Origin of the sequence: Devosia indica, from assembly GCF_003056405.1 — a bacterium.
In the GTDB taxonomy this organism is placed as follows: domain Bacteria; phylum Pseudomonadota; class Alphaproteobacteria; order Rhizobiales; family Devosiaceae; genus Devosia; species Devosia indica.
The window spans coordinates 24,797-43,099 of sequence record NZ_PYVZ01000005.1 but is presented as its reverse complement, the minus strand read 5'-3'; the positions used below and the strand labels follow the sequence as shown (position 1 = coordinate 43,099).

Genomic DNA, 18,303 nt, shown 5'->3' with positions numbered 1-18,303 from the left:
CTGAGTCTAGAGGCGGTAGAAAGGCGTGACAATTAAAAAGGTTAACGGTGCGGAATGACAGGAATGCGGCAGCGCTACTGGATCGTGCGCAGGGATTTGAGCAGGGCACCCTGCAGCGTCTCGTTGCCGGCTACGATCTGGCCGTTCCAGACCGATCCGGGTTGGCCGGCGAAATCGGTGACTAGGCCACCGGCTTCCTTGACCATCAGCAGGCCCGGCGCGACATCCCAGGGCTTGAGGCCTGCTTCCCATAGCGCATCGAAGCGACCGGAAGCGAGCCAGGCCATGTCGACTGCGATCGAGCCGGAGCGGCGGATGCCTGCAACGGCGGGATTGATCTGGGCGAGCTGGCGGAGCTGGAGGGTGTCATTGCTCGTGCCCTGGGTCTTGATGCCGGTGGTTACCACGGCATCCGACAGGTGCCGGCGCCCGGCCACGCGCAGGCGCTTGGTGTCGGCGAGCCAGGCCCCGCCGCCCCTTTCTGCAGTGTAGAGCTCGTCCATGATCGGGTTGTAGATCACCGAGGCAACAATCTCGTCACCGCGCTGCAGGGCAATGGCGACCGCGAACAGAGGAATGGAGTGCAGGAAATTGGTGGTGCCGTCGAGCGGATCGATGATCCAGGTATGCTGCCCATCGGTGCCGGCCACTTCGCCGCCTTCTTCCATGAGGAAGGCGTAGGTGGGACGAGCCTTGCGCAGTTCGTCATAGACGATCTGTTCGGCGCGCAGATCGGCCTTGGAGACGAAATCGGCCGGCCCTTTGCGGGAGACCTGCAGGTTCTCGACCTCGTTGAAATCGCGCGCCAGCGACTTGCCGGCCTTGATGGCGGCGCTGACCATAACGTTGAGGAGGGCGGAACGGGCCATGACGTAAACTGCTCGCTAGCTCATGCGGTTTGACCGGGGCGGGCAGATCGGTCTGCCGGCCGGCCAAGGGGAGAAGGGCCCCGCCGCTGGATTGAAGTGTGGCGCGCTTATTGCCCCAGAACCGGCGCTGGTTCAAGGGTCTTGCGTTTCCGCGCTGCCGCCGGTGGTTTCGGTTTTGGGCGCATCCTCGGTCGCAGGATTGGGATCGACCACCTGGGTGGGCGCGTTGTCCGCGTCAGTCGGGCTGGGCAGAACGGGTCCGACGACGGTCGGAACAGTAGCAACCGTTTCTATGCTGGGCGGCGTGGATGGCCAGAATCGAGCGCGCTCCTCAGCGCGCTCCAGAGCTTCGGCGGGGATCGAGACCAGCAGGCGATCCAGATCCGGGTCGGTCAGGCCCTGACGGCGGGCCAGGGCACGCCACATAGCCGCTTCCTCAAGATCCAGGGTAACCCCCTCACCCACGGCGAGGAGCTTGGCATAGCGGTTCTGCGCCACCACATTGCCCTGCCCGGCGGCGACGCCATACCAGGAGGCGGCAGCTTCAATGTCCCGCTCAACGCCCTGGCCGAGATAGAGCAGGGTTGCATAATCGACCTGCGCGTCGGCGAGGCCCGCTTCGGCGGCGCGACGGATGTAGTCGGCGCCCTGTTCGATATCGGGGGCAAGGCCCGCGCCTTCGAGCAGCATGGCACCGTAATCATAGAGTGCTTCGGGCAGTTCAGCGTCGGCCGCCTCCTTCATCAGCTCGGCCGCCCGGGTCAGGTTCGGATCGGCATAGACGCCTTCGACGTGGAGCAGAGCCAGATTGTACTTGGCCGGAATGTAGCCTGCCTCGGCAGAAGCCGTGAACAGTTCGGCGGCGCGCTGGCGGTTGCGGGGGACGCCAACGCCATCCTGATACAGCATCCCCAGTTCAAACGTGGCGAGCCGGTCGCCATTGTTGGAGGCGAGCTGATACCAGCCGGCGGCCCGCTCGGCATTCTGCGCCACGCCCAGGCCACGGGCATAGATTTCGGCGATCAGGGTCTGGGCCGCAGCATCACCCTGTTCTGCGCGTGGCAGGGCCAGCTCAAGTGCGGTCAGGAAATAGCCGCGCTGATAGGCGCCATAGGCGTAGTCAGTCGGCGCGCGGGGGCCGAAGACGGAATCGCTGATCTGGTCGGCCACATTGCCCTGCGCCAAGGCCGGCAGGGCCATGCCGGCGAACGCCAATGCAGGCAGGAGGCGCGCGTCCCTCATGCCACTGTCCTGGCGGCCTTGTCGAAGGCGCTGAGCGCAGAAGCCGGGTCGCTGGCCGACCAGATGCAATCGGACAGGGCGATGAACTCGGCGCCGGTCAGGTCAAGGGATGCGGTCTGGATCTGCGGGTCGGAATGAATGGCCGGGACTTCGAAGGTCTCGGCCCACCACGTTGCCAGCTCGGCCGCAGCGGGGTCGGTCGTGCCGCCCAGCGGACCAAACATGACGTAGTCGACGTCGAGTTCGCCAAAACTCATGGCATCGTGGCGCGAACGAATATTGCCGACGCCGACAATGCCGTCGGGCTTGAGCAAGGCGATGGCATCGCGGATGGCCTTGGTGCCGCCGCTGGTGACATGCACACCATCGGCGCCGAGGCGGCGCGCGAGTTCACCGTCGTCTTCGAGAAGAACTGCTGCGCCGGCGGCCTGGCCGATCTGGATGGCACGCTCGGCAAGGGCAGCATAGCCAGCATCGTCCAGGGCGCCCCGCCGCACCAGGAGTGCCGCGATTTCCGGGCCGGACAGCACGCCCATGAGCTGGCGCGGAAACTGCTCGAGCTGCGGATTTTCCGGTGTGATGAGATAGAGCTGCGGAGCCATGATGTTCCCGATATTCGCGGCGTGGTCCCTAGAGTGTCATTTTGGCAATAAAGGGACATGCCTCAATAGGGGATTGACCCCATCATAGGCAATGGCGCTCGACCGGGGACAAAACGGCGCGCACCCCGGGAGGGAAGTGCGCGCCAGCCGCGGCGTTGGGTCCGCGGGAAGACGGGACGGGGCTAGGCAGCCCGATCCACGTCGTTGCTCCATTCGCCAGTGGCAGCGAGGGAATTCATGTGAGCCCGGTGAGTGAAGGCCTGGCGCGCGGCCTGGAAATTCTCACGACGGCCGGCCCAGGTGCGCAAGGCGACGTTCTGCAAGGCCCGGCCATAGGAAAAGGTCATCGGCCAGGGCTTGCCAGCGATGCGGTTCATGGCCGAGAGGTGCGCGGTGGCTTCCTCATCGGTCTGGCCGCCGGAGAGGAAGGCAATGCCGGGGACGGCGGCAGGAACGTGTTCCTTGAGCACGTCAACGGTGCGGCGGGCGACCTCTTCGACGCTGGGACGCTCGCGCGAATTGATGCCGGGCAGGATCATGTTGGGCTTGAGCAGCATGCCAGCAAGGTCGACACCGGCGAGACGCAGCTCCTTGAACACATTTTCCAGAACATCGCCGGTAACCGTGGCGCAGCGCTCCATGGAGTGGTTGCCCGGCTCGCCATCGCCGACCACTTCGGGCTCGACAATGGGGACAATGCCGGCCTCCTGGCAGAGCATGGCATAGCGGGCCAGTACATGGGCATTGGCGCGGATATTGTTGCGGGTGGGGGCGATGTCATTGATGGTGATGACCGCGCGCCATTTGGCAAATCCGGCCCCCAGCTCGGCATAGTGGGCCAGGCGCTGGCGCAGGCCATCGAGCCCTTCGGTGATCTTCTCGCCGCCTTCGCCGGGCATGGGGAAGGCGCCGCGGTCGACCTTGATGCCGGGAACGACGTCGGCATCGGCCAGAATGGCGCGGAAGGGGGTGCCGTCGGCGGCTTCCTGCTTGAGGGTTTCCTCGGTCAGGATGACGCCCGAGATATAGGACTTCATCGCCTCGGCGGCGCCGAACAGCATTTCGCGGTAGTCGCGGCGCAGCTCCAGCGTATTGGGAAGGTTGATCTTGTCGAAACGCTTGCCGATGGTGCCTTCAGATTCATCGGCAGCCAGGATGCCCATGCCGGGGGTCATCAATTTCTGGGCAATAGCATTGAGCGACTTGGTCATGGCGGTGGGAACCTCGGATGTGAACTGGCCGCCAGATTAGACTTTCGTTGGCCGGGATTCGATTAGACCTCCGGATATGAGACGAAAGGCTAATCTTGTATGGTAGATTGACATGGAACCTGTTCCGGGGCTTGGCGATTTCGCCTTTCCATCGTAAGTTAACGATATCTCCAAGGCGTCCCAAGCGCCAAAAATCACGCAAAGTCAGGATAGAAAGATGAGCACGCAACCGCACGTGAGCTTCAATGACGGCCGTTCGATCCCGCAACTGGGCCTGGGCGTCTGGCAGACCCCGGACGATGTGGCGGTCGAGGCCGTGAGCACTGCGCTCAAAACCGGCTACCGGCATATCGACACCGCTGCCGTCTATAAAAACGAGGAAGGCGTCGGTAAGGGCATTGTAGCCTCAGGCATAGACCGCGGGGATATCTTTCTGACCACCAAGGTGTGGAACGAGGATCAAGGGTTTGACGAGACCCTCACAGCCATGGATGCGAGCCTCAAACGCCTTGGGACCGACTATGTCGATCTCTACCTGATCCACTGGCCTTCGGCTTTCCGGGGCAAGTACATCGAGACCTGGAAGGCGATGATCCGACTGCGCGAAGAGGGCAAGGCCAAGTCCATTGGCGTGTCGAACTTCGAGGGCAGCTATATCGACGATCTGATCCGGGACACCGGGGTGACCCCGGCGATCAACCAGATCCAGCTCCACCCGCGCTTCCAGCAGAAGGCGATGCGCGACAAGCATGCGGGCTTGGGCGTGGTGACCGAGAGCTGGAGCCCGCTGGGGCAGGGCCAGGTGCTGGCCGATCCGGTGATCGGCGAGATCGCCAAGCGGCACGGCAAGAGCCCGGCCCAGGTGATCATCCGCTGGCATCTCGACCTGGGGCTGGTGGTGATCCCCAAATCGGTGACGCCGAGCCGGATTGTCGAGAATTTCGACGTGTTCGACTTTGCGCTCAGCGATGAGGACAAGGCGGCGATTGCCGGGCTTGATGCCGCCGATGGCCGGATCGGGTCGGACCCGGTGACGGCGACGTTCTGATCTAATTGCTCTTGGCGACCCGGTAGACTAATTCCGGGTCGCCCTCATCCAGACCCTCGATGATGCCGCTGCGCTGGAAGCCGAGGCGAGCCAGCATCGCCTGCATGGGCGCGTTGGACTGGTTCGTCGAGGTCCAGAGGGCTGGACCGGGAGCTGTCTCGATGGCGTGGCGGATCAGGGCTTCGCCAACGCCCCGCCTCCGATACTCTGCGCCGACCATCACCATTTCCAGCATGGGATGCCCGAAGAAGTGCTGGTGCATGACGGCATACCCAGCCGGCTTGCCGTTCAGTGTGGCGCAGGCACATTGGCCCGCGTCTACCCAGCGCGCAATTTCCGCCGCTCGCGCATTGTCCGAAGCGGCAAAGCTGTCAAGCCCGACAAGGGCCGCGATATCGTCCGGCCTTGCAGGTCGGATGATGACGCTTCTCATTTACTTCTTCAGCGCTTCCACACCCGGCAGGGGCTTGCCTTCCATCCACTCAAGGAAGGCGCCGCCGGCGGTGGAGACGTAGCTGAGCTTGTCCTTGACGCCGGCATGGGCGAGGGCACCGACGGTGTCGCCGCCGCCGGCGACCGAGACCAGCAGGTCGTCATGGGTGCGCTTGGCGACGTGCCTGGCGATGGCGACGGTGCCGGCGTCGAAGGGCTCCATTTCAAAGGCGCCGACCGGGCCGTTCCAGACCACGGTATGGGCGTCGTCGATCGCGGCATTGATGCGCTCGATGGAAGAAGGGCCGATATCGAGGATCATGCCATCGGGGTCGATGGCGTCCACGCCATAGAGACGGGTGGGCGAATTGGCCTTGAAGTGCCAGGAGACGACCGCGTCGATGGGCAGGATGATGGCGCAATTGGCCTTGTCGGCCTTGTCCATGATGCGGCGGGCGGTGTCGGCCAGATCCTTCTCGCAGAGCGATTTGCCCACACCATAGCCTTGTGCAAACAGGAAGGTGTTGGCCATGCCGCCGCCGATGACCAGGCCATCGACCTTGGTGACGAGGTTTTCGAGCAGGTCGATCTTGGAGGAGACCTTGGCGCCACCGACAATGGCGACGACAGGTTTTTTCGGTTTGCCGAGGCCGGATTCCAGGGCTTCGAGCTCGGCCTGCATGGCCAGGCCTGCAGCGGCGGGCAGCAGGCGTGCCAGCGCCTCGGTCGAGGCATGAGCGCGATGGGCGGCCGAGAAGGCGTCGTTCACATACACATCGCCCAGGCTCGCCATGCGCTGGGCCAGCTCGACATCATTGGCTTCTTCACCCGGATGGAAGCGGGTGTTTTCCATGACCAGCACAGAGCCGGCGGGGGCCTCGTCGATGGCGGCCTGGGCAGCGCTAACGTCGATCCAGTCGGTGGCAACGAAGCCGACCGGATGGCCAGTCTGGTCGGCGACGGCCGAACAAACCTGCTCGAGCGAAAATTCGGGGTTCACCTGGCCCTTGGGGCGGCCGAAATGGGACAGAAGAATGACCTTGCCGTCCTTCTTGACGATTTCGCGGATGGTGGGCACCAGGCGCTCGATGCGGGTGGCATCGGTGACCTTGCCGTCGGCCACAGGCACATTGAGGTCGGCCCGCAGGAGCACGCGCTTGCCCGTCAGATCGAGTTCGTCCAGGGTCTTGAAGCTCATGCTCATCGTGCTGCCTCCGCGGTCAGGTCCAATCGGGCCGTGGGTAGCAGAGTGGCACGTTTGGCGGAAGCGGGGACAGAAAATTTCTCGTTTGGGCAGAGGGGCGCAATCTGCCACGGCCTGTGGCCGGACAGTGTCGCCACTTCCGGGTTTGAGAACAGAGCGTGACCCGAGACGGCTTCAGTCTCGAAAATAAAAATGAGACGGAAGCCGCCTCGGGACACCGGGTTTCTCCTGCTGTCGTGGCCCCTATTGATCGCTCGTCGCAAGGTGGCCCGACTAGCAGACGAGCCCTGGAGCGAATCCAGTCTCACCGGCTCCTCCCGCAACTGTTCGCTGCAGTCCGCCCATCGCGGGAGAGATGACAAGGAGTATGCGGGAAGATTTGGGACCGTGGATAAGTCTGTCGTGACTTAACCGCCCAGCGAGCGATTTAGGCTCGCACCCAGCATGTAGAGCAAGGGCGAGACGAGCACCTGACCGCCCAGACGCAGCAGATCGTCGACCATGACATGCTTGGCAAAACCGTCGCTGGCGAGCGGTGCGGTGCCAACCTGGGTAAGAATGCGGCGGTGGCGCCAGGTCAGAAAGCCCAGCATCAAGGCGGCTGGCAGCGGGATCAGCCAGGGCATCTGCATGAGGCCGAGCAATAGCCAGCTCAAGGGCAGAGTTGCCGAGATGCGCTTGGTGAGGAGGAACATTTTTCACTGCTCCGTTGCCGACACAATATCAGCCATTAGGCTGATTTGGTGACAGAGGCGTGAATCAGATTTGCGTGAAGAGGCCTGGATAATCGGTGACGATGCCGTCCGCGTCGATCTCGAGCACGGCCTGGAAATCGGCGGACTGATAGCGGAAGTGGGTGGCGTCGAGGCGGGTGTAGATCTGCTCGGCGCGCTTGAAGGAAAAGTCCGTGGCGTCGATCCAGGCCATGGCGAAGGAGACGGGCTGGCCGTCCGCCCACTCGCTGCGCCAGATGGGCAGGGCATTGGTGAAGGGGGTGGGCCAGATATCGACATCGACGCAGCCGCTGAGGGCCGGGATGGGTTCGGCGCGATCATCGGACCAGCCGCCGGCGCCGTCAGCGAAGAGTTCGAGGGATTTCCCGTCGGTGCGCTCGATCCTGACCGTGCGGATATGGCCGTTCTCGTCGAGCTTGAGCCGATAGAACAGGCCGAAATCGGGGCCGATTATGGTGCCGCGGATGCGCGTATCGCGGCCATTGGCGATAATATGGCAATGCTCGATGGTTTCGAGGTCAAGGCCGCGCCAGCGGATGGATCGGTTGAGATTCAATGCGGCCACCTGCGCGGGCTGAATTCGGGCGGCATCACAATGCCTTAATCGTCAAGGCCTGTCATCCCGGCGAATGCCGGCCTCCGCCCGGAGATCTCAGGTTGGGTCCCGGTCTTCGCCGGGGTGACATTGTGGGTGGTGGTGGGGCGGACAAAAAAGGGCGCCCCGGAGGACGCCCTTCATTGTCAGGTCTTCAATTCGCCTAGAGAGTCTTTCCCAGCGCCACGGCGGTGTCGGCCATGCGGTTGGAGAAGCCCCATTCATTGTCATACCAGCTCAGGACCGAGACGAAATTGCCATCCATCACCTTGGTCTGGTCCAGCGCCATGGTGGAGGAGTGGGGGTCGTGGTTGAAGTCGATGGAGACGTTGGGGAACTCGGTGTAGCCGAGCACGCCCTTGAGTTCGCCATCGGCGTATTTCTTGACCGCGGCGTTGATTTCCTCGGCGGTGACATCGCGCTTGGCGATGAACTTGAAATCGACGCAGGAGACGTTGGGGGTCGGCACGCGGATCGAGACGCCATCAAGCTTGCCCTTGAGCTCAGGCAGCACCAGGCCAATGGCCTTGGCAGCGCCGGTCGAGGTCGGGATCTGCGACAGCGCGGCGGCACGGGCGCGATAGAGATCCTTGTGCATGGTGTCGAGGGTCGGCTGATCACCGGTATAGGAATGGATGGTGGTCATCATTCCCTTTTCGATGCCGAATTCCTTGTGCAGGACATAGGCCAGCGGCGCCAGGCAGTTGGTGGTGCACGAGGCGTTGGAGATCACCACATCGTCCTTGGTCAGCGACGCATGGTTAATGCCATAGACGATGGTCTTGTCGGCGCCGTCGCCGGGGGCCGAGATGATCACCTTCCTGGCGCCGGCCTTCAAATGGGCGCTGGCCTTCTCCTTGGAGGTGAAGATACCGGTGCATTCGAGCGCGATATCGACGCCCATTTCGCCATGCGGCAGCTCGGCAGGATCACGGACAGCGGTGACCTTGATGGGGCCGCGGCCGACGTCGATGGTGTCGCCATCGACTGTCACCTTGTGCGGGAAACGGCCATGCACGCTATCGAAGCGCAGCAGGTGGGCATTGGTTTCGACCGGGCCGAGATCGTTGATGGCCACCACTTCGATGTCGGTGCGGCCCGACTCGATGATGGCCCGGAGGACATTGCGGCCGATACGACCAAATCCATTGATGGCGACGCGAACTGCCATGTTTTTGAGCTCCTAGCGGGAGGGGAGGAGAAAGGGAGGCGCGGCTCTCTTACAACTGACTGGTGACGGCTTCAACAACGGCCTTGGACGTAAGGCCAAAGTGGGCATAGAGCGCGTCGATCGGGCCGGAGGCGCCAAACGAGCTCATGCCCACGAACTTGCCCTTGCGGCCCAGGATCTTGTCCCAGCTCATGGAAATGCCGGCTTCGATGGCGACACGGGCAACGCCCTTGCCCATGATCTCGTCCTGATAGGCCTTGGGCTGCTTGTAGAAAAGCTCCATGGAGGGCACGGACACGACGCGCGCCTTGATGCCTTTTTCGCTCAGCTCCTTCTGGGCCTCGACGGCGATGGCGACCTCCGAGCCGGAGGCAAAGATGACCGCATCGGCATTGGCGGGGCCGACAAGGGTATAGGCGCCCTTGGCCGATTTGTTCTCGGCCGAATATTCAGTGCGGACAGCCGGCAGGTTCTGGCGCGAAAGGGCGAGGATCGAAGGGTTCTTTTCGGCCTCAAGAGCCAGTTCCCAGCATTCGGCGGTTTCCATGGCATCGGCCGGGCGGAACACCAGAAGGTTCGGAATAGCGCGCAGGGCCGAGAGATGCTCCACCGGCTGGTGGGTCGGGCCGTCTTCGCCCAGGCCAATGGAATCGTGGGTCATTACATAGATGACGCGCTGTTCCATCAGGGCCGAAAGGCGGATGGCCGGGCGGGCATAGTCGGTAAAGACCATGAACGTACCGCCATAGGGAATGAAGCCGCCATGCAGCGCCACGCCATTCATGGCGGCGCCCATCTCGTGCTCGCGAATGCCATACATCATGTAGCGGCCGGTGCGATTGTCGGCCTGGAAGGGCAGGGTCTCGGGCGTGTTGGTCAGGTTGGAATGGGTGAGGTCGGCAGAGCCAGCCAGGGTCTCGGGCACTGTCTTGTTGATGATCTCAAGCGCCATCTGGCTGGCCTTGCGGCTGGCAACCTTGGGCTTGTCCTCGGCGAGCTTCTTCTTGTAGTCGGCCATGGCCGAGGCGAAATCGGCCGGCAGCTTGCCCGAAATGCGGCGAGAGAACTCATCCTTCTTGTCCGAAGCGGCAAGGCGGGCTTCCCATTCACCGCGGATATTCCGGCTGCGGGTGCCGGCGGCGCGCCAGGCTTCGAGAATGCCGGCGGGCACTTCAAAGGGCGGATAGTCGATCCCCAGAGCGGCCTTGGCGCCGGCCAGTTCCTCGGCGCCGAGCGGAGCGCCGTGGACCTTTTCGGTGCCGGCCTTCTTGGGGGCGCCGAACCCAATAGTGGTCTTGGCGGCGATCAGGGTGGGCTTGTCGGTCGAGGCCTTGGCCTGATTGAGCGCGTTTTCGATGGCGTCCTGATCATGGCCGTCGATCTCGATGGTGTTCCAGCCGACGGCCTTGAAGCGGGCAATCTGGTCGGTCGAGTCGGCATTGGAGACGGCGCCGTCGATGGTGATGGAGTTGTTGTCCCAAATGACCGTGAGCTTGTTGAGCTTGAGATGTCCGGCCAGCGAGATGGCTTCCTGGGAAATGCCTTCCATCAGGCAACCGTCACCGGCGAGCACCCAGGTGTGGTGATCGACAAGTTCAGAGCCGAACTCGGCGGCCAACTTGGCTTCGGCAACGGCGAACCCCACGGAATTGGCCAGGCCCTGACCGAGCGGGCCGGTGGTGGTTTCAATGCCGGTTGCATGGCCGAACTCGGGGTGGCCGGCAGTCTTCGAGCCGAGCTGGCGGAAGTTCTTGACCTGGTCGATGGTCATATCCTGATAGCCAAGCAGGTAGAGCGAGGAATAGAGCAGCATCGAGCCATGGCCGGCCGATAGAATGAAGCGGTCGCGGTCGGCCCAATGGGGATCTGCGGGATCGAACTTCATCACCTTGGTGAAGAGCACGGTGGCAATGTCGGCGCAGCCCATCGGCAGGCCTGGATGGCCGGAACTGGCTTTCTCGACCGCGTCCATGCTGAGCGACCGGATCGCGTTGGCCAAATCGTTCTGCTGGGCTGTGTTCGTCATGGGACCGCTCGCTTGAAAAAGGCTTGGAACTGGCGGGAGCGGGCGCTCGGCGCTCCCCTCCCAAAGGCGGGGTTGAGGCATAACAGGTTCGTCTTGCCTGTCAATGTCACCCAGGGGCGCAAGCGTTCGGTTCGAGGCCGGATTTCCGGGGGTTCGCCCTGCAACGCAGTTGCAATGACACAATGGCTGGGGCAGGCTGACCCGAGATGGAATCGTCGCGTCTTGAGGGCAGTAGCGGCCATGAGTGAGACGGAACTTGAAGATGGACTGATCTCGGCCACGGCCCGGTTTGACCGGGCTTTGGCGCGATTGGCCACGAGTACCCGCGATCTCAATACACGGTTGCAGCGTCAGCAGCGCATGGAAGTGGATACCCAGCGGCTGGTGCAGGAGCGCGCGCGTCTGGCCACCGAACTCGACAAGACGGCAGCCCGCGCCAAACGGCTCGACGACAGCGCGCATGAAGTCTCCAGGCGCCTGGTCGAGGCGATGGAAACGGTGCGCTCTGTACTGGCAAAGGCGGAGTAAACGCGTGCCCGAGGTGAATGTCGAAATCAATGGCCGCAAGTATCGCATGGCCTGCGAAGAGGGGCAGCAGGCGCATCTGATCGGGTTGGCCGAGCGGTTCAATGCCCAGGTCGAAGGGCTCAAGGGGGCCGTGGGCGAGATCGGCGACAACCGGCTGACGGTGATGGCCGGTATTGCCGTGCTTGATGAGTTGTCCGAGGCCGAGCGCAGGATCAAGGCACTCGAGGCGCAGGTGGCCGAGCTGACGCAGGCCGGGCAGGATATTGCGGCCGAGCTGGAAAGCACCGAAGCCCAGTTCGCGCAGAAACTGGCCGATGCGGCCGAGGCGCTCGAGAGCGTGGCCGAAACGCTGGACGGGACGGCATCGCTGCCCTAAATTGGCAAGGATTGGCAAAGTTTGCCAAAATTTGTCAGGAGGCTGCCATGGCCACGATGAATATTTCGCTGCCCGATGCGATGAAGCAGTGGGTGGAGGAGCAGGTCCAGACCGGGCGATATGCCAATAGCAGCGATGTTGTCCGCGACCTAGTGCGCAAGGAGCAGGAGCGGGCTCGGCAGCAAGCCGATTTTGACCGCGTCGTGGGCGAGGCGCTGGACAGCCCTCGGCATAGCTATGGTAAGGATGAACTACTCGACATAGTCATGAAAAGGGCCGAAGCCGCCATCGCCGGGCGCGAGAAACGCTGAGGCATGGCGTGGAAAACTGGCGAACTTGCTGATCGTGATCTGGAGTGGATTGCTATCGCGGGTATAGATCAGTTCGGCACCCGCCAGTCGCGAAACTATATCGCTAAGATTGTCGATATGTTCGATACTCTGGCCAGAAACCCGATGTTGGGCATGGAGCGAAGTTCGTCGAGGGGGGCGGTGCGCCTGATGCCCTGTGGTCGACATCACATTATTTACACGCTTGAGAATGATGACGTTGTCATTCTCCGCGTTGTTCACGCTTTGCAAAACTGGCCCGATTTAGTGTGAGTGCCCTTTGCACGGCCTCAAACATGCGCCTATATCTCGTCTCGCTGCCCGGCGCGTGAGGACTCACATATCCCCGGGGCCTTAATCGATCCTAAGGGAGCTGTCCCTGACCGGGCCCGTGGGCTCGGACATACGGCGCCCACCTACGTATGTAGGTTCCCGGGATCAGTAGTCCCACGGCCAGGGCGGCACCGAATTTGTTGGTGAAGAGGGCTTATGGCGGACCAGGCATTCGAAGAGGCAAAGGCCGCGCTGCGGACGGAGGCACATGCCGCCCGCGCAGCCCTTTCCAGTGAGGACCGTGCCGACGCGGCCAAGGCGGTGGCCGGACATTTCTTTGAATCGGTCGCTTTCGGGCCTGACTATGTGATCGCGGGCTATTGGCGGATTCGGGATGAACTGGACTGCCAGGCCATATTGGTGCGGCTGATGGATAGCGGGCAGAAGGTGCTGCTGCCAGTGGTGCAGGGCGACAACGAGCCGCTCGACATGCGCGTGTGGGAGGCCGATGCGCCTCTTTATGAAGCTGGCTTCGGCACATTAGCGCCGTCAGACCTGGCGCCGCGCTCAGTTCCGGACCTGGTACTGATGCCGCTGCTGGGGTTTGACAATGCGGGCACACGGCTCGGCTATGGCGGCGGCTATTATGACCGGACGCTGGCTGTCTTGCCCAAAAAGCCCTTGCTGGTGGGCCTCGCCTTTGCCGCTCAGGAACTGGCGCATATTCCACGCGATGCCCATGACGTGCCGCTCGACCTGGTCATTACCGAGGCGGGCATCCGCTTTTTTGGCGCGCCCGAATGAGATTTCTGTTTCTGGGCGATGTGATGGGCCGCTCCGGCCGGGACGCGGTGAGCGAACGCCTGCCGGGGCTGATTGCCGACCATGGCTTCGACTTTGTCGTCGTCAATGGCGAGAATGCCAGCCACGGCAAGGGGCTGATCGAGAACCACTATAATGCGTTGCGCGATGCCGGGGCCGATATCGTCACGCTTGGCGACCATGCCTTCGACCAGCGCGAGGCGTTGAGCTATATCGAGCGCGAACCCAATCTCATCCGTCCGCTGAACTTCCCTCCCGGCACTCCGGGGCGCGGGGCCATGCTGGTGGAGAGCCGCAAGGGCCATCGCGTGCTGGTGGTCAATGCCCTGGGACGGGTGTTCATGCCACCAATCGACGACCCGTTCCGGGCGGTTGAAGCGGCGATTGCCGATTGTCCGCTGGGCGAGGTGGCCGATGCCGTGATCGTGGATTTCCATACCGAGGCAACCTCGGAAATCCAGGCCATGGGGCACTATCTCGACGGCAGGGCGACGCTGGTGGTGGGCACCCACACCCATATTCCCACAGCCGATCATCGCGTGCTCAAGGGCGGCACGGGTTTCATGGCCGATGCGGGCATGTGCGGCGATTTCGACAGTATTATCGGCACCGACACCGAGGAGCCGCTCAATCGGTTTCTCACCGGTATTCCGGGGGGACGGTTCACGCCATCGGAAGGCGAGGCGACCTTGTGTGGCGTGGCGGTGGAAACGGACCCGGCTACCGGGCGGTGCGCCAAGATCGCGCCACTCAGGGTCGGCGGCGTGCTGGCACAGGCCATCCCGGACTTCTGACTATCTGCGCTGATCGGCAGATTTCCCCCTTGCCGGAACCTGCAAATTGGGCTCCGATCACGATGTTGTGCCTGGGGCGCATATATTGACGGTTGGCTGAAACGGAAGAACGGGCCCCGGACGCGGCAGGAAGTGCCGATCAATCGTCCATGCATGCGAGGAGTGGGGCCATGCTCGATCCGGTCATCAATTTTCTGAACGATATCTTCTGGGGCTATGTCCTCATCTACGGCCTGCTGGCGGTGGGGTTGTTCTTCACCATCCGGCTGGGATTTATTCAGTTCGTCAATTTCGGTGAAATGTTCAGGGCCGTCTCCGGCTCGCGCCAGGGTGACAGTGCCGGGATTTCACCCTTCCAGGCATTGACCATCAGCCTGGCGTCCCGCGTGGGCACCGGCAATCTGGCCGGGGTGGCCGTGGCCCTCTATCTGGGCGGGCCCGGCGCGATTTTCTGGATGTGGATGGTGGCGCTGGTCGGCATGGCCACGGCCTATTCCGAATCCACGCTGGCCCAGCTCTACAAGACCAAGAACGAGAACGGCGAGTATCGCGGCGGTCCGGCCTTTTACATCGCCAAGGGGCTCAAAGCGCCCTGGGCGGGGGCAATCTTTTCGGTCTGCCTGATCATTGCCTTCGGGCTGGTGTTCAACGCGGTGCAGGCCAATTCCATTGCCGATGCCATGCAGGGTGCCTTCGGGTTCGAGAAAATCTGGGTGGGCGTGGCGCTGGCCATTCTGACCGGCATCGTGATTTTCGGCGGCATCAGGCAGATCGCGCGGGTGGCCGAAATCGTCGTGCCGTTCATGGCGGTGCTTTACCTGCTGGTGGCGCTTTACGTGGTGGCCATCCATATCGGCGAAGTGCCGGGCATGCTGGGCCATATCGTGCAATCTGCCTTCGGGCTTGATGCGGCGGGCGGCGGATTGGCCGGGGCCTTGCTCAATGGCGTCAAGCGGGGGCTGTTTTCCAATGAGGCCGGCATGGGTTCGGCGCCCAATATTGCGGCCGTGGCGACGCCCGATCCGCATCATCCGTCTTCGCAGGGCTTCGTGCAGGCGCTGGGCGTGTTCATCGACACCATCCTGATCTGCACGGCGACGGCACTGATGATCCTGCTTTCGGGCGTGATGGTGGACGGCGGTGAATTGACCGGCACGCCGCTGACCCAGGCGGCGATGACGGTTCACATTGGCGGGGCCGGACAATATTTCATTGCCATTGCGATCCTGTTCTTTGCCTTCACCTCGATCATCGGCAATTACTCCTACGCCGAAAATGCCATGACCTTCCTCAGGATTGGCAATATGCCGGGGCTGACCGTGTTGCGGCTGGGCGTGCTGGGGATGGTGATCTGGGGCGCCTATGAAAGCGTGGCGACGGTATTCAACGCTGCGGATGCCTCGATGGGGCTGATGGCCACGGTCAACCTCATTGCCATCGTCCTGCTCTCGGGCACGGTGGCCAAGCTGACCAAGGACTACCGGGCGCAGCGCAAGGCGGGCAAGGAGCCGCTGTTCCACGCGGCGGACTATCCTGAACTCAGCGGCAAGATCGACCAGAGCATCTGGAACAAGCACGATCCGGGTTGATCGACAAGGCGGATTGGGAGCGCCCGTCCGGTACAGCACCGGGCGGGCGCTTTATTTTTGCGCTCCGGCCCCCTATAAGCAGCGCGAAAAAGCGCAAATTGCATATCCGAGGTTCTTCATGGCTGGCCATTCCCACGCCAAAAACATCATGCACCGCAAGGGCAAGTCCGACGCCATCCGGTCCAAGATCTTTTCCAAGCTGGCCCGCGAAATCACCGTGGCGGCCAAGATGGGACAGCCCGACCCGGCCTTCAATCCGCGCCTGCGCCTGGCTATTGCCAATGCCCGTGCGCAGTCCATGCCCAAGGACAATATCGAGCGGGCCGTCAAGAAGGCCTCTGGCGGCGATGCAGAGAATTATGACGAGATCCGCTATGAGGGTTATGGCCCGGGTGGCGTTGCCGTCATCGTCGAGGCGCTGACCGACAATCGGAATCGCACCGCGTCCAATGTGCGCTCCTACTTCTCCAAGAATGGTGGCGCGCTGGGGGAAACCGGTTCGGTCGGCTTCATGTTCGACCGGGTTGGCGAAATCACCTATCCGGCCTCCGTCGGCTCGGAAGACAAGGTGATGGAAGCGGCCATCGAGGCCGGGGCCGACGATGTCGAGAGCGATGACGAGAACCACTACATTTACACCACCTTTGAGACCATGGCCGAGGTCTCTTCGGCGCTCGAAGCGGTGCTGGGCGAAGCTGAGTCGGTGAAAGCGATCTGGAAGCCGCAGAACGAGACGCCGATCGACGCGGAAAAGGGGGCGACCCTGATGAAGCTGCTCAATACGCTCGAAGAGGACGATGACGTGCAGAACGTCTATTCGAACTTCAACATGAGCGAAGAAGAGGCGGCCAAGCTCGAAGGCTGAGAGCCCGTTTCAGGTCAGGCCAGGGTTATGGGGCGGTCCGATGGGCCGCCCCAACGTGTTCAAGCGATGCGCTTGAGGACGAGCCGGGGATGATCCATGGTGTCCGCCACCACGACGGCGTTGCGTCCGGCATGCTTGGCGCCATAGAGCCGCTGATCGGCAATGCGGAACAGCTCGGTGAAGCTTGTCGTCTCGGTAAAGGCGGCGCCGCCAATGCTGACCGAAAGCGGGTGTGCCTCTCCGGCGGGCGCGAAGCAGGCCACGATCACCGACATGCGGATGCGTTCGGCCACGATCTGCGCCTGATGCTGGGTGACGCCGGGCAGGAAGACGGCAAATTCTTCGCCGCCCATGCGGCCGACCATATCGCCACTGCGCAACACCGAGCGAATGGCGCGGGCGATGATGGTAAGCGCTTCGTCGCCGTTTTCATGGCCGTAGAGGTCGTTGATCGACTTGAAATTGTCGGCGTCGATCATCAGCAGCGCGCCGCAGGAGGGGGAGGCGGGATTTTGCAGCCAGGCATTGACGCGCGCGGTGAAGGCCCGGCGATTAAGGCAGGCCGTGAGCCCATCGATACGCGCCACGCGGTCGAGCCGCATATTGGCAATCGCCAGGCCGCGCAGCTTGAGGCTGAAATAGAAAAAGAGCGGTGCGCCGATCAGGATGGGCAGCGTGGCAGAGGCAAGCAGGATGCGGGGCGTCAACTCGCTCTCAAGGTCGAGCAGCATCAGCCAGGTCAGACCGAGCGAGGCGAGGACACAGGCCAAGGTGCCAAACACTGTCCAGCGTCCCACGCTGGATAAACCCGGTATTGCGATGGTCTTGAAAAGCGGCATTGCAAATAGCTCGGTTTGAAAAGGGGTAGGCAGATGGTCATGCCCTTGGAAAAAAGAACGCAGGTCAGGCGGCAGTAGCTATTTCGATACGATCCCGCCCCGCGCTTTTGGCGCGGTAGAGCCCTGCATCGGCGCGGCGGTAGAGGGCGCGGAAATCGGTGCGACCCTGAAATGTGGCCACGCCGACGCTGACGGAAAGGGGGCAGTGGCTGCCGGTCGCGCGGAAGGTCAGTTGCGCAATGGCATTGCGGATGGTCTCGGCCCAATTGCTGGCTTCGGCCGCGCTGGCTCCGGGCAGAAAAATCCCGAACTCCTCGCCGCCAACGCGGCCCACAAGGGTTTGAGGACCACAGACCGAAGTGAAGGTGCGGGCGATCAGGCGCAAGGCATCGTCACCCCGGTCGTGGCCGTGATTGTCGTTGATGGCCTTGAAGTGATCAATGTCGAGAATGAGCAGGGCGCCGCTGGCAGACGGCTCGGTCAGCGCGTGGCTGACCCGTTTGGTGAAGGCCCCGCGGTTGAGGCAGCCGGTCAGCCAATCGGTGGCGGCAAGACGCTGCAATTGCTCATTGGCGGCGCGCAATTGCTCATGCTTGAACATGATGATGCCAATGGCCGGTGTGCCCAGCAGCATGGGCATGACAATTGCCGTCATCAGGCCGGGGATGTTGATCCCGGCCGAAAACGTTTCCATGATAAAGTTGGTGGTCGCGATCGAAACAACAATGGAAATGGCTGTCAGAAGCCCGGTTAC

Annotated in this window: 21 protein-coding genes and 1 other RNA gene; 10 read left to right on the top strand and 12 right to left on the bottom strand. The window is 62.6% G+C overall.

Features of this window, described 5'->3' with window-relative positions; all coding sequences use genetic code 11:
* Positions 1-74: 74 nt before the first annotated feature.
* The 4 genes from DDE76_RS06650 to DDE76_RS06635 all read right to left on the bottom strand — a co-directional run bounded on the left by DDE76_RS06650 (position 75) and on the right by DDE76_RS06635 (position 3,924).
* Positions 75-869 carry an inositol monophosphatase family protein gene (locus tag DDE76_RS06650; RefSeq protein ID WP_104893264.1) on the bottom strand — a complete coding sequence of 265 codons (795 nt, stop codon included), beginning with the start codon at positions 867-869 and terminating at the stop codon, positions 75-77.
* Between the two features lie 132 nt (positions 870-1,001).
* A complete protein-coding gene (locus DDE76_RS06645) occupies positions 1,002-2,111 on the bottom strand; it encodes a tetratricopeptide repeat protein (protein WP_104893265.1) in 1,110 nt (369 codons plus the stop codon).
* Entirely contained in the window at positions 2,108-2,713 is a 606-nt protein-coding gene (locus DDE76_RS06640) for a thiamine phosphate synthase (protein ID WP_104893266.1), read from the bottom strand. The genes DDE76_RS06645 and DDE76_RS06640 overlap by 4 nt, the downstream gene beginning before the upstream one ends.
* Positions 2,714-2,895: 182 nt before the next feature.
* On the bottom strand, positions 2,896-3,924 hold the full coding sequence (locus DDE76_RS06635) for a class I fructose-bisphosphate aldolase (RefSeq protein WP_104893267.1): 1,029 nt from the start codon (positions 3,922-3,924) through the stop codon (positions 2,896-2,898).
* Between the two features lie 217 nt (positions 3,925-4,141).
* Between DDE76_RS06635 and DDE76_RS06630 the strand changes: the two genes are divergently transcribed.
* Positions 4,142-4,972, top strand: coding sequence for an aldo/keto reductase (locus DDE76_RS06630; protein WP_104893268.1), 831 nt, complete (start codon positions 4,142-4,144; stop codon positions 4,970-4,972).
* A 1-nt stretch (position 4,973) separates the two neighbouring features.
* Here the strand turns inward: DDE76_RS06630 and DDE76_RS06625 are convergent, their stop codons facing one another.
* The 6 genes from DDE76_RS06625 to tkt form a co-directional block, all read right to left on the bottom strand.
* Positions 4,974-5,405: a GNAT family N-acetyltransferase gene (locus tag DDE76_RS06625; RefSeq protein WP_104893269.1), complete on the bottom strand. Its 432-nt coding sequence runs from the start codon at positions 5,403-5,405 to the stop codon at positions 4,974-4,976.
* The gene (locus DDE76_RS06620; protein WP_104893270.1) at positions 5,406-6,608 is read right to left on the bottom strand and encodes a phosphoglycerate kinase; all 1,203 of its coding nucleotides are present in this window, start codon (positions 6,606-6,608) and stop codon (positions 5,406-5,408) included. It lies immediately after the preceding gene.
* Between the two features lie 407 nt (positions 6,609-7,015).
* On the bottom strand, positions 7,016-7,303 hold the full coding sequence (locus tag DDE76_RS06615) for a hypothetical protein (RefSeq protein ID WP_104893271.1): 288 nt from the start codon (positions 7,301-7,303) through the stop codon (positions 7,016-7,018).
* Between the two features lie 64 nt (positions 7,304-7,367).
* Entirely contained in the window at positions 7,368-7,898 is a 531-nt protein-coding gene (locus tag DDE76_RS06610) for a putative glycolipid-binding domain-containing protein (protein WP_157955688.1), read from the bottom strand.
* 202 nt (positions 7,899-8,100) lie between these two features.
* Positions 8,101-9,108 carry a type I glyceraldehyde-3-phosphate dehydrogenase gene (gene gap / locus DDE76_RS06605; RefSeq protein ID WP_104893273.1) on the bottom strand — a complete coding sequence of 336 codons (1,008 nt, stop codon included), beginning with the start codon at positions 9,106-9,108 and terminating at the stop codon, positions 8,101-8,103.
* 49 nt (positions 9,109-9,157) lie between these two features.
* Positions 9,158-11,134: a transketolase gene (tkt, locus tag DDE76_RS06600; RefSeq protein ID WP_104893274.1), complete on the bottom strand. Its 1,977-nt coding sequence runs from the start codon at positions 11,132-11,134 to the stop codon at positions 9,158-9,160.
* 240 nt (positions 11,135-11,374) lie between these two features.
* Here tkt and DDE76_RS06595 point away from each other — a divergent pair, with 240 nt between their 5' ends.
* The 9 genes from DDE76_RS06595 to DDE76_RS06555 all read left to right on the top strand — a co-directional run bounded on the left by DDE76_RS06595 (position 11,375) and on the right by DDE76_RS06555 (position 16,710).
* Complete coding sequence (locus DDE76_RS06595; RefSeq protein WP_104893275.1) at positions 11,375-11,662, top strand: DUF4164 family protein; 288 nt, start codon at positions 11,375-11,377, stop codon at positions 11,660-11,662.
* A 4-nt stretch (positions 11,663-11,666) separates the two neighbouring features.
* Positions 11,667-12,038: a cell division protein ZapA gene (locus DDE76_RS06590; RefSeq protein WP_104893276.1), complete on the top strand. Its 372-nt coding sequence runs from the start codon at positions 11,667-11,669 to the stop codon at positions 12,036-12,038.
* A 47-nt stretch (positions 12,039-12,085) separates the two neighbouring features.
* Positions 12,086-12,349: a type II toxin-antitoxin system ParD family antitoxin gene (locus DDE76_RS06585; RefSeq protein WP_104894907.1), complete on the top strand. Its 264-nt coding sequence runs from the start codon at positions 12,086-12,088 to the stop codon at positions 12,347-12,349.
* A 3-nt stretch (positions 12,350-12,352) separates the two neighbouring features.
* Positions 12,353-12,640, top strand: a complete 288-nt coding sequence (locus DDE76_RS06580; RefSeq protein ID WP_104893277.1) for a type II toxin-antitoxin system RelE/ParE family toxin — start codon at positions 12,353-12,355, stop codon at positions 12,638-12,640.
* Positions 12,641-12,678: 38 nt separating this feature from the next.
* Positions 12,679-12,836: non-coding RNA, 6S RNA (gene ssrS, locus DDE76_RS06575), on the top strand.
* 20 nt (positions 12,837-12,856) lie between these two features.
* On the top strand, positions 12,857-13,444 hold the full coding sequence (locus tag DDE76_RS06570) for a 5-formyltetrahydrofolate cyclo-ligase (RefSeq protein WP_104893278.1): 588 nt from the start codon (positions 12,857-12,859) through the stop codon (positions 13,442-13,444).
* Positions 13,441-14,256, top strand: a complete 816-nt coding sequence (locus DDE76_RS06565) for a TIGR00282 family metallophosphoesterase (protein WP_104893279.1) — start codon at positions 13,441-13,443, stop codon at positions 14,254-14,256. Before DDE76_RS06570 ends, DDE76_RS06565 begins: the two co-directional genes overlap by 4 nt.
* A gap of 170 nt (positions 14,257-14,426) precedes the next feature.
* A complete protein-coding gene (locus DDE76_RS06560; protein WP_104893280.1) occupies positions 14,427-15,845 on the top strand; it encodes an alanine/glycine:cation symporter family protein in 1,419 nt (472 codons plus the stop codon).
* Between the two features lie 118 nt (positions 15,846-15,963).
* Positions 15,964-16,710, top strand: a complete 747-nt coding sequence (locus DDE76_RS06555) for a YebC/PmpR family DNA-binding transcriptional regulator (protein WP_104893281.1) — start codon at positions 15,964-15,966, stop codon at positions 16,708-16,710.
* A 59-nt stretch (positions 16,711-16,769) separates the two neighbouring features.
* On the opposite strand, the gene DDE76_RS06550 is transcribed toward DDE76_RS06555, so the two are convergent.
* Positions 16,770-17,549: a GGDEF domain-containing protein gene (locus DDE76_RS06550; RefSeq protein ID WP_104893282.1), complete on the bottom strand. Its 780-nt coding sequence runs from the start codon at positions 17,547-17,549 to the stop codon at positions 16,770-16,772.
* Positions 17,550-17,613: 64 nt separating this feature from the next.
* Positions 17,614-18,243, bottom strand: a complete 630-nt coding sequence (locus DDE76_RS06545) for a GGDEF domain-containing protein (RefSeq protein ID WP_157955687.1) — start codon at positions 18,241-18,243, stop codon at positions 17,614-17,616.
* Positions 18,244-18,303: the final 60 nt, after the last annotated feature.